The following is a 14,821-nucleotide window of genomic DNA, read 5'->3' as shown; positions in this document are numbered from 1 at the left end:
TCGCTTGAACCACTTACGAGTCGGTGTGGGTTCGGGAGCCGGCTCCGTCGACCGCGTCGAGTATCGCGATTCGGTGCGAGTACTGCGCCGACGCGTACTGGTGGCTTGTCTGGCTCGAGGATCTCGACGCCCGCGCCGACTTCGTGCGTCGGGTGTCATCGCGGCGCGGGATGCGGCGCCGAACGCAAAGCATCGAGGATCTGTTTGCCGAGCATGGTCACGTCACCGGCACCCATCGTGATGACGATGTCGCCGGGGTGAGCCAACGCCGCCACCTGCTTCGGCGCCTGCGACAGATCCGGTTGATAGTGAACAGGTTTCGTGACCGACTGAGCGACCAGCGCTCCACTGACGCCCGGCATCGGCTCTTCGCGAGCGCCGTAGACATCGAGAACGACAACCTCGTCGGCCAAGTCCAGCGCCTGCGCGAACTCCTCGGCAAACGCGGCGGTGCGTGAATAGAGATGAGGTTGGAAGACCACGATCACGCGTCCGGCCGCCGAATTGGTCGACGACGAATCGTCCTCCGGTCGAACCAGATCCGCCGCCGCGCCGAGAACCGCACGAACTTCGGTCGGATGGTGGGCGTAGTCGTCGAACACCCGGACACCACGCTCGCGGCCGGTGAACTGGAACCGGCGGTGTACGCCACCGAATCCGGCGAGCCCCTCGACGATCTCCTCCGTCTCGGCGCCGGCGTCACGGGCAGCCAGTAGAGCCGCAAGTGCGTTGAGCGCCATGTGACGACCCGGCACTGCCATCCGCACGGTTCGCGCGGCGCTCTCGCCCGCCAGGTGGAACTGCAGGACTCCCCCGACGTCGTGCGCATGGAAGCCCAGTAGTCGGACTCCGACCTCGACGCCGTCGACAGGCTCGAAGGCGGTGCCCGCCTCCACTTCCTGCGCGTCTGCCGATCCGTAGCCGAGTACCCGGATGTCCGAACGGCCCGAGGCCACGATTCGCTTCGCGAGATCCGCCGATCCCGGGTCGTCGAGGCAAGCAATCAAGAGCCCACCCGGACGCAACTTGTCGACAAAATCGTCGAACACCTTCACATACGCTTCGACGCTGCCGAAATAGTCGAGGTGATCGGCCTCGATGTTGGTCACGACGATCACGTTGGGGTCGTACTGCAGCAGCGACCCGTCACTCTCGTCCGCCTCGGCGACAAAGACGTCACCGCTGCCGTGATGGGCATTCGTTCCCGCTTCGTTGAGTTCGCCGCCAACGGCGAACGAAGGGTCGAAACCACAGTGCTGCAGGGCGACCACGAGCATCGAGGTCGTCGACGTCTTGCCGTGTGTACCCGAAACCAGGAACGTGCGATTGCCCTGCATCAGAGATGCAAGGACAGCCGGCCGAAGAATCACCGGGATTCCGCGGCGAGCGGCCTCGACGAGTTCCGGGTTGTCCTTCGGGATAGCCGCGTGCGTCGTCACGACGACGGTCGGACCACCCGGCAGCAGGTCGAGAGCATCGGCGTCGTGGCCGATCCGGACCTGTGCCCCGCGTGCACGGAGCGCCAGGACTCCTCGGCTCTCCTTGGCGTCCGAACCTGAGACAAGACCCCCGCGGGAAAGCAGGATTCGCGCGATGCCGGACATACCGGCGCCGCCGATTCCGACCATGTGTACTCGCTCGAGGTGGGCGGGCAGCGCGGTCATCGGTTTCCCCTTGCGTTTTCCTGGACGGCGTTTTCCTTTGCCGCGATGTCGAGCACGATCCGTGCGATCTCGGTTGCCGCGGTGCGGTGCCCGACGTTGGCAGCGCCACTGCTCATCTTGTCGAGGCGCGCGCTGTCGCTCAGCATCGGGACGACGGTACCGGCGACGAACGTCGGCGTGAGCTCGTTGTCGGAGACGATGATCGCGCCGCCCGCTGCGACCACGGGTTTCGCGTTGAGTTCCTGCTCACCATTGCCGTGCGGCAACGGAACGTAGACGGCCGGTAGCCCGACCGCCGAGACCTCGGCGACCGTCATCGCGCCCGAACGACAGATAGTCGCGTCGGCTGCGGCATACGCGAGATCCATCCGCGAAAGATAAGGAACAGCCACATACGGTGCCGTCTCCGAGTACTGCGTGACTTCGAGGGAGTTCTTGGGTCCGTGTGCGTGAAGGACCGAGATCCCGGCCTTCGCCAGTTCTTCCGCTGCTCCGGACACCGCGTCGTTGAGCGACTTCGCGCCTTGCGATCCGCCGAAGACGAGCAGAACGGGACCGTCCTGAGGTAGTCCGAAGTACTCGCGAGCTTGCGAGCGGAGTCCCGCTCGATCGAAATTGGCGATCGACGCGCGAACCGGGATGCCGACGATCTCGGCGTCCTGATCGCCGCGGTTCTTCACTCCGGAACCCGGAACAGCAGCAAGCACCCGCGTCGCCAGGCGAGCACCGATCTTGTTCGCGATGCCGGCACTGGCGTTCGCCTCGTGGATGACGATCGGAATCTTGCGGCGGCGCCGAAGAACACCGCCACGTGCGGCAAGATACGCCGGAAGCGCGACGTAACCACCGAAACCGACGATCACGTCGGCGTCGACGGAATCGAGTACCTCACGGGTCTTGCGCACCGAGGCGAGGATGCGTGTCGGCAGTTTGACGAGATCCATCGTGGGCTTACGAGGAAGCGGAACCGGGGGAATGAGCTCGAGCGTGTACCCGCGAGCCGGCACCAAGGTGGTTTCGAGACCACGCGCCGTCCCGAGCGCAGTGATTCTGGTGTCGGGCGCAGCGGCCTTGACCGCGTCCGCGACAGCAAGTGCGGGTTCGATGTGACCAGCCGTGCCTCCCCCTGCCACCACTACCGACAGAGCCGATTTGTTGCCGCTCACCTACGAATTCCTCGCTCTCGAACTTCTCGTGGATCTTGTGCCCTACGTGTCGGCGCCTGCCGACGCTGACCATTCTGCCCTCCCGCGGTGCGCTTCCGTGACCCAGCGGCCGCACCTCGGTTGGAATCCGAGGAAGGGCGAGCACCTTGATCTGCCCGCTTGCGTCGATCGCCCGTCTCGATCGCGCGCCGGCCGTCGCGTCCGCGTGCCGGTTCGATCTGCCGTGCGGGCTTCGGTCGACGGATCGGCCGGCCCCCTGACGGCGGGTGGTACAGCACGGGCTTCGGCAGTCTGAGCAACTTCGAGATCTTGCCGTCCTGCCCGGAGTTCAGAGCGGCAACTGCTTCGGGCTCGTGGCGCGCTGCATTGGCGATGACACCGAACATGAACAACGTGATCGCCAAGGACGAACCGCCGGCGGAGACCAAGGGCAACTGGAGTCCGGTCACCGGCAGCAGTCCGATGACGTAACCGATGTTGATCATTGCCTGGCCGACGATCCAGGTAGTTGCAGTGGCCGACAGGAGCCGCCAGAACGGATCGATGCTGCGGGCTGCGATCCGCAATCCCGTGTAGACGAATACAGCGAACAAACCGATCACCACTGCGCAGCCGACAAATCCCAACTCTTCGCCGATGATCGCGAAGATGAAGTCGTTGTGCGCGTTGGGTAGGTAGTTCCACTTGGCGACGCTCTGACCGAGTCCGCGTCCGAAAACGCCCCCGTCGGCGAGCGAATACAAAGCCTGCTTGGCCTGATAGTTGTTGCCCTGCAGGTCGTCGCTCTTGTTGAAGAAGGCTTGAACTCGATCGGAACGATAACCGGCCGTCATCGCCAGCACGCCCGCCACGACGACGCCCGTCACCGCGATCGAGCCGAAGAGCTTCAGTGGCAGCCCACCGAACCACAGCAGGGCCCCGACGATGATTCCCAATGCGATGGTCGTACTGAGGTTCGGCTGCGCGACGACCAAGGCGAAGACCAGCATTGCTGCGGGCACGAGCGGAATCAGGATCGACTTCACGGATCGGTCGTCCGGACGCCTCGAGGCCAACAGATGCGCGCCCCAGATCGCCAAGGCGACCTTCATGATTTCCGAGGGCTGCACCGAGAACCCGCCGACGTTGAACCAGCGACGCGCGCCCTGCGCTTCTGTGCCGATTCCCGGAATCAGGACGAGTACCAGCATGATCAGCACGACGACGAACAGCGGAAACGAATACTGCCGGAGCACTCTCGCCGGGATCCGGAGCGCGACGTAGAAGAGCACAGCTCCGAGAATCGCGAAGATCAACTGCTGGGTGAACAACGAATACGCCGAGCCACCGGACACGTACTGCTCGACGCTCGACGCCGACAGAACCATCACGAGCCCCAAGACAGTCAACATCGTGGCAATCGTCACCACCAGGTGGAACGACGCCAACGGCCGCGCCAACCAGGCACCGATTCGGGTCTTGGGACCCTTGGTCATCGCAAGTTCCCGGCTTGGCCAGGCGAATCCGTGAACGGATCGGGTAATGCGGCGACGGCGGCGGCGAAGCTGTCACCACGATGTCCGTAGCTGGCGAACATGTCCAAGGACGCGGCGGCCGGGGCGAGTACAACTGCATCACCGGGGGACGCCAACTCGGCAGCTTCGACTACCACTGCGGCCATGACGGCATCCGCGTCGGCACCCGACGGCAGCCGGATGGTGAGAGTCGAGTTGCTGCTGTTTTCGCTCACCACTGCATCGTCCCCCGACATCACGTGCACCACGGGAACATCGGGTGCGTGTCGCGCGAGCGCGTCCTCGATCACACCAGCGTCACGCCCGAGAAGGACAGCGCCGGAGAGTCGAGGGCCGACTTCGCTCACCAATTGGTCGACGCTGGCTCCCTTGAGCAGACCGCCTGCAACCCAGACGACGCGATCGTGCGCGAGTATCGACGGTCTGGCTGCGTGCGGATTGGTGGCCTTGGAGTCGTCGATGTACACAACGGACCCGACACGGCCGACCAGCGCCCCTCGGTGTGGGCCGACCTTGTGTGCGGCCAGACCGCGTTCGACGACGTCTGCCTCGAATCCGAGTGCCCGCGCCAATGCGGCGGCGGCCAGCGCGTCCATGACGCCTGCCGGGCCGGCGGGATCTATCGACGCTGCTTCGGCCAAGCGGACGTGATCGCCGAATGCGTTGTCCACGAGGTGTCCCGCTTCGACACCCAGTTCTCCTTCGCCCGGTTCACCCAATCTGAACCCGGTGACAATGTCTGCAGTTGCGCGAGTTCCCAGTTCGGAAGCGATCGCGTCATCGAGGCCGACCACCGCGACCTTTCCACTCAGCGCCCGCGACTTTGCCTCGGCGTACGCGCTCATTCCGCCGTGCCAGTCGAGGTGATCCTCGGCGACGTTGAGGACCACGCCGGCATCCGGACGCACCGAAGGCGCCCAGTGCAATTGGAAGGACGACAGTTCGACAGCGAGGTACTCCACGCGCGGCGACGTCTCGGCGAGTGCGTCGAGTATCGGCAGCCCGATGTTTCCGCAGGCTCGGCCGACAACTCCGGCGGCGTCGAGAATCGAGGCCAGCATCGACGTCGTCGTTGTCTTTCCGTTCGTCCCCGTCACGACGAGCCATTTACGGGGTGTGCCGAAGTGCCCGCTGTGGTCGACGCGCCAGGAGAACTCGACGTCTCCCCAGATGGGAATCCCGTGACCGGCGGCGGCTGCAAGGATCGGTGCATCCGGCCGAAAGCCCGGACTGGTGACGACGAGCCCGTACTCGGTGATCGAATCCGGAGCATCCTCGATCGAGGTGGTGGTCACCATGTCCGCGCCGAGCTCCGCGCAGCGCTCCGCGAAGTCCAAGGTCGAATCGGCAACCGTCACGACAGCACCGAGGGCGACGAGAGGTTCGATGGTCGCTTGACCGGACACCCGCCCACCGGCGACCAGCACTCGCGTACCGCGGAGCCAGGACAGGTCGTTCTCGGAATCCGCTGAGCTGGTCATGGTTTTCAGCCTCCGAGCGCTGCGAGGTATTCGCTGTAGAAGAGTGCCAATCCGATAGCCGACGCAATAGCCGCCAGCAACCAGAATCTGATGATGACCGTGGTTTCAGCCCACCCGGCGAGTTCGAAGTGGTGATGGAACGGCGCCATTCGGAAGACCCGCCGTCGGCTGGACCGGAACACCGCTACCTGGATCACCACCGACGCGGCCTCTGCGACGAACAGTGCACCGATGACCACCATCAACAGTTCCGTGCTGGTGGTGATCGACAATCCGGCGAGCATGCCGCCGAGGGCAAGAGAACCGGTGTCGCCCATGAAGATCTTGGCGGGTGCGGCATTCCACCAGAGGAATCCGATGCACGCGCCGGCGCCTGCCGCGCAGAGCACCGCAAGGTCGAGCGGGTCTCGGACGTCGTAGCAACCCTTGCCGGGATTCGTCTCGCACGAGTAGCGGAACTGCCAGAACGTGATGATGACGTAGGCGCCGAGAACGAAACTCATCGCACCGGCGGCCAATCCGTCGAGGCCGTCGGTCAGGTTGACGGCATTGGACCAGGCGCTGACCAGTAGGTAGCAGAAGGCGATGAAGACCACGGACCCGAGTGAGACGGTGGCGATGTCGCGCACGTACGACAGATGAACACTGCCCGGAGTCAGCCCGTCGTCACCGCGGAACTGAAGGGCCAGGATTCCGAAGGCAATGGCAGCGACGAACTGGCCGACCAGCTTCGCTGTCTTGTTCAGTCCCAGATTGCGCTGCTTGCGGATCTTGATGAAGTCGTCGAGGAAACCGACTCCACCGAGCGCGGTGGTCAGACCGAGAACGAGTAGGCCGGACGCCGACGGTCCCTCCGCGTTGTCCATGCCGAGACCGATGAGGTGTGAGCCGAGATAGCCGGCCCAGATTCCGGTCAGGATCGCGACGCCGCCCATCGTGGGAGTGCCGCGCTTGGCCTGGTGACTGGCTGGACCTTCGGTTCGGATCTCCTGCCCGAAACCTTGTTTCGAGAACGCCTTGATCAGGATCGGCGTGAGCATGATGGAGACCGCCAGCGCGATGCCTGCGGCGAGAAGAATCTGGATCACTGCGAATCCCCGCCGTTCTCACCATCGGTGTTCTCGCTGTCGGTGTTGGGCGTTGCAGCCAGTATCGCTTCGGCGACCGTCCACAGTTCAACCGACTTGGACGCCTTCACCAGGACGAGATCGCCCGGTTCGAGTTCCGCTTCGAGAATGGCGATTGCCGCAGCTGCGTCGGGCACGACGACGGACTCGTCACCCCACGACCCCTCCATCACCGCACCTTGATGCATCGCACGCGAGGTGCGGCCCGTCCCGACGACGATCAACTTGCTGACATCGAGTCTGACGGCAAGGCGACCGATCGCGTCGTGCTCGACAACTGATTCCGGTCCGAGCTCACCCATCTCTCCGAGCACAGCCCAGCTACGGCGACCGAAGTGCCGATCCGATCGCGCCATGGACACCAACGCTTTGAGGGCGGCGCGCATGGAATCGGGATTGGCGTTGTAACTGTCGTTGACGACGGTGACGCCGTCGGCGCGCTCTGTGACTTCCATCCGCCTCGCGGACGCTGCCTTCGTGCCCTCGAGGACACGTGCGATGTCTGCAACCGCGAGGCCGTTCTCGAGTGCGACGGCCGCCGCGGCCAGGGCGTTGCTCACGTGGTGTTCGCCGTGAACGGCCAGGCGAATACGTGCAGAACCCTGTGAACAGTTCAGTGTGAAGGAAGCCCTGGCCTGGTCGTCGACAACCACGTCGGTCGCCCGAACGTCGCAGTCTTCCGACTGGCCGACGAATACGATCCGGGCCTTGGTTCGACTCGCCATTGCGGCGACCATGCGGTCGTCGGCGTTGAGGACCGCAACTCCACCGTCGGCTGCCGACGGGAGTGCTTCCACCAGTTCACCTTTGGCGACCGCGATCGCTTCACGCGAACCGAACTCACCGAGATGGGCAGTGCCCACATTGAGAACTACGCCGATCTTCGGCGGCGCGATCTTCGTCAGTTCGCCGACATGACCGACCCCACGGGCCGACATCTCGAGAACGAGGAAGCGGGTCTTCTCGTCGGCGCGGAGCACTGTCCACGGCAGACCCAATTCGTTGTTGAACGACCCGGGGGGCGCAACCACCTCGCCGCACTCGCGCAGCAGCGCTGCTATCAGATCCTTGGTCGAGGTCTTGCCGGCAGAACCGGTGACACCGACCAGCGTCAGTCCACCATCGGCCGGTGTGCCATCAGTTGCCAGTTCGTCGACCACGGCCCTGGCCAGAAGGCCGAGGGCATGCAGGACCGCGGCTCCGGACCCGTCGGTGTCGTGTTCGAGCAGCATCACTGCACTGGGACCGTCGTTCGGCACCGATGGAACGACGATTGCCGGAACTCCGACCGGCCGCGCCGCGAGCACCGCCACAGCGCCCGCTGCCACCGCCGCTTCCGCGTGATCATGACCGTCGACACGCGCTCCGGGTAGGGCGAGGAAGAGCCCACCTGGAGCTACTTTGCGCGAATCGAATTCGACGGTTCCAGTCACCTGCGTCGACGAATCGTCGACGTCGTGCAGGGTTCCTCCGACGATCTCGGCGATCCGAGAGAGCGTCATCGGGATCATTGCTTGCCTCCATGTGCTGTGTTGATCGCGAATCGGCCGATCATTTCGCCCAACACCTCGCGGTCGTCGAACGGGTGTTTGACCCCGTCGATTTCTTGACCTACTTCGTGGCCTTTGCCTGCCACCAGGACGACATCTCCTGGCTGTGCCCACCGGACTGCTTGCTCGATCGCGGCGGCCCGGTCCCCCACTTCGCGAACCTCTCCGCGTTCGGATTCGGGCACGTCCATGGCGCCTTGCATCACCGAAGCGCGAATCTTCGCCGGATCCTCGGTGCGTGGGTTGTCGTCGGTGACGATCAGCAGGTCTGCGCCTCGCGCACCCGCTTCACCCATGAGTGCCCGTTTGCCGGCATCGCGGTCACCGCCCGCACCGACCACCACGGCCACTCGGCCGGGAACCTGGTTGCGCAGCGTGGCGATCACGGCTTCGAGCGCTGCCGGCTTGTGGGCGTAGTCGACCACGGCGAGAAAGCTCTGCCCCCGGTCGATCCGCTGAACTCGCCCCGGGACGTCCACGGTCCCGAGCGCTCGAACAGCCGCGTCCGGGTCGAGTCCCGCAGCAAAGCTGACGGTCAACGCCAGCGCAGCGTTGGCCACGTTGTATCGCCCGGGGAGACGAAGTGAGACTGGCCACGACTGTCCGTCCGGCCCGACCAACTCGAAGGTCTGCGAGCCGTCCTCGGCAACCTCGACTGCGCCGACCGTCCACTCGGCCTCGGCCGTCGAGGTCGAGACCGTTGTCACCGCGTCGCTCTCGTCGGTCGCGGCCAACTCGGCCATCCGTCGACCCCACACGTCGTCGACGCAGACGACGGCATGCTCGGCTCGCACCGTCGACTCGGGATCGAACAACCGAGCCTTGGCCTGGAAGTACTCCTCGAAGTCCCGATGGAAATCCAGGTGGTCCTGCGAAAGATTGGTGAACGCGCCGATGTCGAAGCGGATGCCGTCGACGCGTCCGAGAGCGAGAGCGTGACTGGAGACCTCCATGACGACGGTATCGATCCCCTGCTCTGCCATCACGGCGAACAGAGCATGCAGTTGCGGAGCCTCCGGCGTGGTCAGAGCGCTGGGCACCCGGCGGCCGTCGATTCGAGTCTCGATGGTCCCGACCAGGCCCGGCTTGCGGCCGGCTCCGGCAATCGCAGCTTCGAGCAAGTACGACGTCGTGGTCTTGCCCGATGTGCCGGTAATACCGACGACCTGCATCTTCTCCGAGGGCCGGCCGTAGATTTCCGCGGAGATCTCACCGAGCACATCCCGCGGGTTCGGATGAACGAGAACTGGGACGGACCGGTCAGGCGCCTTGTCCGCGGCCTCGATCAGTTCGAGGCCGGCCTCGTCGGTCAAGATCGCGGTCGCACCACGCCCCAGAGCGTCGACGGCGAACTGAGCGCCATGGGTCCGTGCACCGGGCAGAGCGGCGAAGAGGTCATCGGTCACGATTCCCTGCGCACGCAGGTCGACGCCCTTGACGACGACCTCCGAGGACTGTGATCCCGGTTGCCCCACCCATTCGAGGCGAGCCCCGGACAGTTCGGAGAGCGCCGTGATCGCGGTAGCAACCGGTTGTGTCGGACGCGTCCCGGGAGCGCCGTCCGAGTTCGACGATTGCAAACGATTCGGCACTGTCACTCGACTCCTGGCAATTGTCGTTGTTCTATCGCGGTCGTTGTCTATGGCGGTCGCAACGCAAGCAAAGTTCGGCGCACTGCGATGAATGAGGTTACTGCGACGTTTGAGATTACCGTGTCCGGGATTCACCCGAAGACCGTGTCGAAACCGACACACCGCAATCAGTCCGCCTGCAACACCAACTTGCGACCGGGGTCCGGCGACATCGGGACACTGTCACGCTGGAGCATCCACGACGCGATGTTGTGGAACAACGGTGCCGCCGACTGACCGCCGCCGCCGTCCACGCCGCGAACCGGTGCGTCGAGCATGATTCCGATCACGAATCGAGGATTGTCCGCAGGCGCGATTCCCGCGAAGGTGATCCAGTAGTTGGAGTTGGAGTAGCACTTGCACGCGGGATCCACCTGCTGCGCGGTCCCGGTCTTTCCACTGACCTGGTATCCCTCGACGCCCGCGGCAACACCGGTTCCTCGTTGGTTGCCGGTGTCTTCCTGAGTGACCGACCGGAACATGTCCCGAACGGTCGCCGCTGTCTGGGCGCTGACCACCTCGACGCCCTCGGGCTGCGGGGTCTCGGTCCGCGTGCCGGAAGAATCGACAGTCGACTTCACGATCCGCGGAGGAATACGCACGCCGTCGTTGGCAATGGCCTGGTACATCCCGGTCATCTGCAGGGTTGTCATCGAGAGACCCTGCCCGATCGGCAGGTTCGCGAAGGTTCCGCCGGACCACTGGTCGCGACTCGGAACGCTGCCCGCGCTCTCGCCGGGAAGTCCGACGTCGGTGCGTTGTCCGAGGCCGAACCTGTTCAGCATGTCTGCGTAGCGATCCTCGCCCACTCGCTGAGCGAGCATCAAGGTGCCGACGTTCGAGGACTTTCCGAACACACCGGTAGAGGTGTACGGGGCCACACCGTGATCCCACGCGTCCTTGACTGTGGCACCGGACATCGTGATGCTGCCCGGGACCTGCAGAACTTCGTCCGGAGTTGTCTTACCGTCCTCGATGGCCGCTGCTGCGGTGACGATCTTGTTCACCGATCCGGGCTCGAACGGCGTACTGACCGACGGATTGCCCATTTCGGCTGTCGGCGCGTTCTTGTCGATGCCGATTGCGGGGTTGAAGGTGCTGTCGTTGGACATGGCCAACACCTGTCCCGTCTTGGAGTCCATGACCACAACCGAAGCGTTCTTTGCGCCCGACTTGTCCTTGGCGATCTGGACCTGCTGCTGAACGTAGAACTGGAGGTCCGAATCGATGGTCAGCTCGACACCCGAACCGTTGACTGCCGGTTGCTTGTCACGCCAGCTACCGGGGATTACAGCGCCGTCGGAACCGCGGTCATACGTTTCGGATCCATCGGTTCCGGCGAGCGTGGAGTCCATCGAATCTTCGAGACCGAGCAAACCGTGCCCGTCCCAGCCGGTCGCGCCGACGAGATTCGCGGCCAGAGAGCCACCGGGGTACTCGCGGATGTCCTGACGCTCGAGGCCGACCTCCCGGAACTTGTCCGAGATCTCGGCAGCAACCGCCGGATCCACACTGCGCGCGAGGTACGTGAAAGTCTCGTTGCTGTTCATCTTCTGAAGCAGATCTTTTTCCGGAACGGTATCGCCGAGCTTGGCGTGGATTCCGGCGGCGATCTCGGCGAGGCGATCGCTCACTTCCGGCGCCTGCTTGTCACCCTCGGCTCCCTGCTCGATGCTCTTGGCGCGCGCTTCCTCGAGTTCCTTGCGTACCCGCACCGGCTGGAAAGTCAGCGCCTTGGCTTCCATGGTGAAGGCGAGGGGGTTTCCGTTGCGATCGGTTATCGAGCCACGTACAGCCGGATCGACCTGGGTCGTGGTTCGTTGATTGGCAGATTCCGCAGCCAGACTCGGCGCGTCGATTCCCTGAATCCACAAGAGCTGCAATGCCGCAACGGCGAGCGCACCACACATGGTGATACGACCGACTCGCTGACGAAACGGAAATGAGGCGGTGGCCGAGCGGCGCGGACGCCGACCGGGGTTGTTACGGGAGTTCTGACTCACCGACGTTCCTCAGGCGGAGCAGGCACCGCCGTCGTGGTGGCGGGTGCTGTCGTCGTGGGGATCACAGGAACCAATTGTTCACTCTGCGCGAGGTTTCGCGTGTTATTCGGAACGCTCGGCGTGGCTCCGGGAGCAACCGGCGTCGTGGTGCGCGGGGGTGTCGCAGTCGGTGCGGGCACCGATGTGGGCGCATCGAGCGGAGGCATAGCTCCGGCAGTCGCGGGAGTCGGCGTTCCGACGACCTCGACCGAACCGTCCGGATGAACTACCAGTCGTGCAGGGTCCTTGGCGGGGACCATGCCGAGAGCGCTTGCCTGATTTGCCAACTCCGGAGCCGAGTTACGCGACTGGAAGTCACGTTCGAGCGCTGCTTTCTGCTCGACCAAAGACTGGTTGTATGCACGTGCATCACTGAGTTGGTACGAATCCTCGGCAGCGCGAGTGGTCAGCAGCAGAGTCACCGCGAGACCGATGGACAGAAGTCCGATGACGGAGGCGACGAACGGCACTCTCCCCTTGAGCATCGCCCGAGGAGAGATAGACGGGCCGGCAGCAGCGACAGTTCCGGTCCGGCCTGCCGCCCGTGCGGTGCGCTTGTCGTATGCACGTTGCGCTGCACCGGATTTGCCCTGACGACTCATGCCCGCCTCCTGGAAATGCGTTCTGCGGCACGCAAACGCACCGGAGCTGATCGTGGGTTCTCTTCGATTTCCTGCTCTGACGCACGTTCTGCGCCACGGGTGAGAATGCGGAACTCCGGTCCCATACCCGGCAACTCGACCGGTAGTCCTTCAGGACTGGTGGACTTCGAGCGGGGAACCAACTCCGCCTTCACAACTCGATCCTCGAGCGACTGGTAGGACATGAACACCACTCGCCCACCGACTGCCAGTGCGTCGAGCCCGGCAGGAACGGCTGCACGAAGCGAATCCAACTCGGCATTGACTTCGATCCGCAGCGCTTGGAAGGTGCGCTTGGCCGGGTGTCCCCCCGTACGCCGCGTGGCTGCCGGGATTGTTCGGTACAGCAATTCGACCAGAGCTGCACTGGTGGTGAAGGGTTCACGCTCACGCTGCCGAAGGATCTCGGACGCAATCTTTCCCGCGAACCGTTCTTCGCCGTACGTGCTCAGAATGCGAGCAAGGTCGCCGTGACTGTAGGTGTTCAGGACCTCTGCCGCGGTCAGCCCGACCGTCTGATCCATCCGCATGTCGAGAGGAGCGTCGATCGAGTACGCAAAACCTCGGTCGGCTTCGTCCAACTGCATCGACGACACACCCAGATCGAAAAGGATCGCGTGAACCGACTCCGTCGACGGCAGACCTGCCTGTTCGAGCGCGTCCTCGATCCCGTCATACGTGGTGTGCACGAACGTCGTTCGGTCCGCGAATGGCGCCAGACGCTCGGAAGCGATCCGGAGTGCGTTGGTGTCGCGATCGAGACCGATGAGGTGAAGGCCCGGGTACTTGCCCAGGAAGAATTCGGAGTGGCCACCGAGCCCCAACGTCGCATCGATCATGTATGCGCCCGCTCCACCGTCACCGACGGCGGTGATGGCAGGGCCGAGAAGATCGTCGGCGCGGTGCAGAAGTACAGGGACGTGCGCGAAGCCATCGGCATCCGAGGGTTCGTTCACCTCGTGATCCACCATGATTGCTCCGGCTCCTACTTTCATGATTTCCGATGACTTTTCGAAAAGGTGCTGACTTTCCGAGAAGGCGATGACTGTTCGAGAAGGCGAATGCTTCGAGGTCCCTGCCCGAAGGAGAACCTGGCGCTGGGGAAGTGCGTCAGGGTCTTTCCGGGCAGAGGCCTCGCGGCATTCGCCGGGGGCTCTTCGCCTAGACGATCTCGCTGAGAGATTCGCCTGTTGCCTGCGAATAGTCCTCTTCGTTGTCTCCGAGATACCTCTCCCAGGCTGCTAGATCCCAGATCTCGAGGTAATCGACGGAGCCGGTCACTACGCATTCCTTGGACAGGTTTGCGTAACGCCGATGATCAGCCGAGAGGGTGATTCGCCCCTGGGCATCGGCGTGCTGTTCATCTGTGCCGGCGGCCAGAGCACGGACATACGCCCGAGCTGCCGGATCATTGCGTGGAGCTGCCGCTGCCTTTCGAGCAAGCTTGACGAACTCGTCCCGGGGGTAGATGGCGAGGCTGTGATCCTGACTCTTGGTGATCATCAATCCTCCTGCCAGTTCGTCTCGGAACTTTGCCGGCAACGTGAGCCGACCTTTGTCGTCGAGCTTCGGCGTGAAGGTACCGAGGAACACTCGACACCTCCTGCGAGCTTGCGCTGAAACCCTCCCTATCGAGCGGATCGTGCTTCAGCTCTCCGCCCGAACCCACAGTACCCCACTTTCCCCCACAAACAAGGAGCACATGGTCCCTATTCAGCATCATTTGCTGATAAATAGCAGGTCAGCGCAGGTGGGGAGACGTGGGGGAAATTTGCAACCGTGTCCCGGCCCACACCGCCGTCAGATCGACACTTTACGCCACGATCTGTTGCTCCCCCACACAAAATCGCAGTACAAGCGCGGTTTTCGAATAGACGTGAGCGGGACGAGGTCTGGTCGTGCGTTGCAGTTCGACCAGGGTGGAGGAAAGTGGAGGGCCGAGTGGAGCGAAGTGGAGGAAGCCCGCGGGCATGCCCTGAGGCAGCAGGAGTGGCGAGTGATTCGC

12 protein-coding genes are annotated in these 14,821 nt (G+C 63.9%); all 12 read right to left on the bottom strand.

What is annotated here, in order from left to right; translation table 11 throughout:
* Positions 1-155: 155 nt before the first annotated feature.
* Complete coding sequence (murC, locus tag ACYP01_RS18885) at positions 156-1,664, bottom strand: UDP-N-acetylmuramate--L-alanine ligase (RefSeq protein WP_030537033.1); 1,509 nt, start codon at positions 1,662-1,664, stop codon at positions 156-158.
* Positions 1,661-2,830 (bottom strand): undecaprenyldiphospho-muramoylpentapeptide beta-N-acetylglucosaminyltransferase, encoded by a 1,170-nt coding sequence (gene murG, locus ACYP01_RS18880; RefSeq protein WP_003941767.1) that lies wholly within the window; start codon positions 2,828-2,830, stop codon positions 1,661-1,663. Before murG ends, murC begins: the two co-directional genes overlap by 4 nt.
* Positions 2,827-4,305, bottom strand: a complete 1,479-nt coding sequence (gene ftsW / locus ACYP01_RS18875; RefSeq protein ID WP_003941724.1) for a putative lipid II flippase FtsW — start codon at positions 4,303-4,305, stop codon at positions 2,827-2,829. Before ftsW ends, murG begins: the two co-directional genes overlap by 4 nt.
* Positions 4,302-5,825, bottom strand: a complete 1,524-nt coding sequence (murD, locus tag ACYP01_RS18870; protein WP_081557981.1) for a UDP-N-acetylmuramoyl-L-alanine--D-glutamate ligase — start codon at positions 5,823-5,825, stop codon at positions 4,302-4,304. The genes ftsW and murD overlap by 4 nt, the downstream gene beginning before the upstream one ends.
* Positions 5,826-5,830: 5 nt before the next feature.
* Positions 5,831-6,913, bottom strand: coding sequence for a phospho-N-acetylmuramoyl-pentapeptide-transferase (gene mraY, locus ACYP01_RS18865; RefSeq protein WP_003941699.1), 1,083 nt, complete (start codon positions 6,911-6,913; stop codon positions 5,831-5,833).
* Complete coding sequence (locus ACYP01_RS18860; RefSeq protein ID WP_065456587.1) at positions 6,910-8,463, bottom strand: UDP-N-acetylmuramoyl-tripeptide--D-alanyl-D-alanine ligase; 1,554 nt, start codon at positions 8,461-8,463, stop codon at positions 6,910-6,912. Before ACYP01_RS18860 ends, mraY begins: the two co-directional genes overlap by 4 nt.
* Positions 8,460-10,094 carry a UDP-N-acetylmuramoyl-L-alanyl-D-glutamate--2,6-diaminopimelate ligase gene (locus ACYP01_RS18855; protein WP_042921840.1) on the bottom strand — a complete coding sequence of 545 codons (1,635 nt, stop codon included), beginning with the start codon at positions 10,092-10,094 and terminating at the stop codon, positions 8,460-8,462. The genes ACYP01_RS18860 and ACYP01_RS18855 overlap by 4 nt, the downstream gene beginning before the upstream one ends.
* Positions 10,095-10,261: 167 nt before the next feature.
* Positions 10,262-12,136, bottom strand: coding sequence for a peptidoglycan D,D-transpeptidase FtsI family protein (locus ACYP01_RS18850; RefSeq protein WP_003941764.1), 1,875 nt, complete (start codon positions 12,134-12,136; stop codon positions 10,262-10,264).
* A complete protein-coding gene (locus ACYP01_RS18845; protein WP_003941715.1) occupies positions 12,133-12,777 on the bottom strand; it encodes a hypothetical protein in 645 nt (214 codons plus the stop codon). The genes ACYP01_RS18850 and ACYP01_RS18845 overlap by 4 nt, the downstream gene beginning before the upstream one ends.
* Complete coding sequence (gene rsmH, locus ACYP01_RS18840) at positions 12,774-13,787, bottom strand: 16S rRNA (cytosine(1402)-N(4))-methyltransferase RsmH (protein WP_007730079.1); 1,014 nt, start codon at positions 13,785-13,787, stop codon at positions 12,774-12,776. Before rsmH ends, ACYP01_RS18845 begins: the two co-directional genes overlap by 4 nt.
* A gap of 190 nt (positions 13,788-13,977) precedes the next feature.
* A complete protein-coding gene (mraZ, locus tag ACYP01_RS18835) occupies positions 13,978-14,409 on the bottom strand; it encodes a division/cell wall cluster transcriptional repressor MraZ (RefSeq protein WP_003941779.1) in 432 nt (143 codons plus the stop codon).
* Positions 14,410-14,629: 220 nt separating this feature from the next.
* Positions 14,630-14,821 (bottom strand): hypothetical protein (locus ACYP01_RS18830; RefSeq protein ID WP_459681685.1); only part of this gene is annotated, 192 nt, incomplete at its 5' end.

The sequence above is a fragment of the Rhodococcus sp. no. 34 genome, from assembly GCF_054589475.1.
This window is presented reverse-complemented; position numbering and strand designations above follow the sequence as displayed.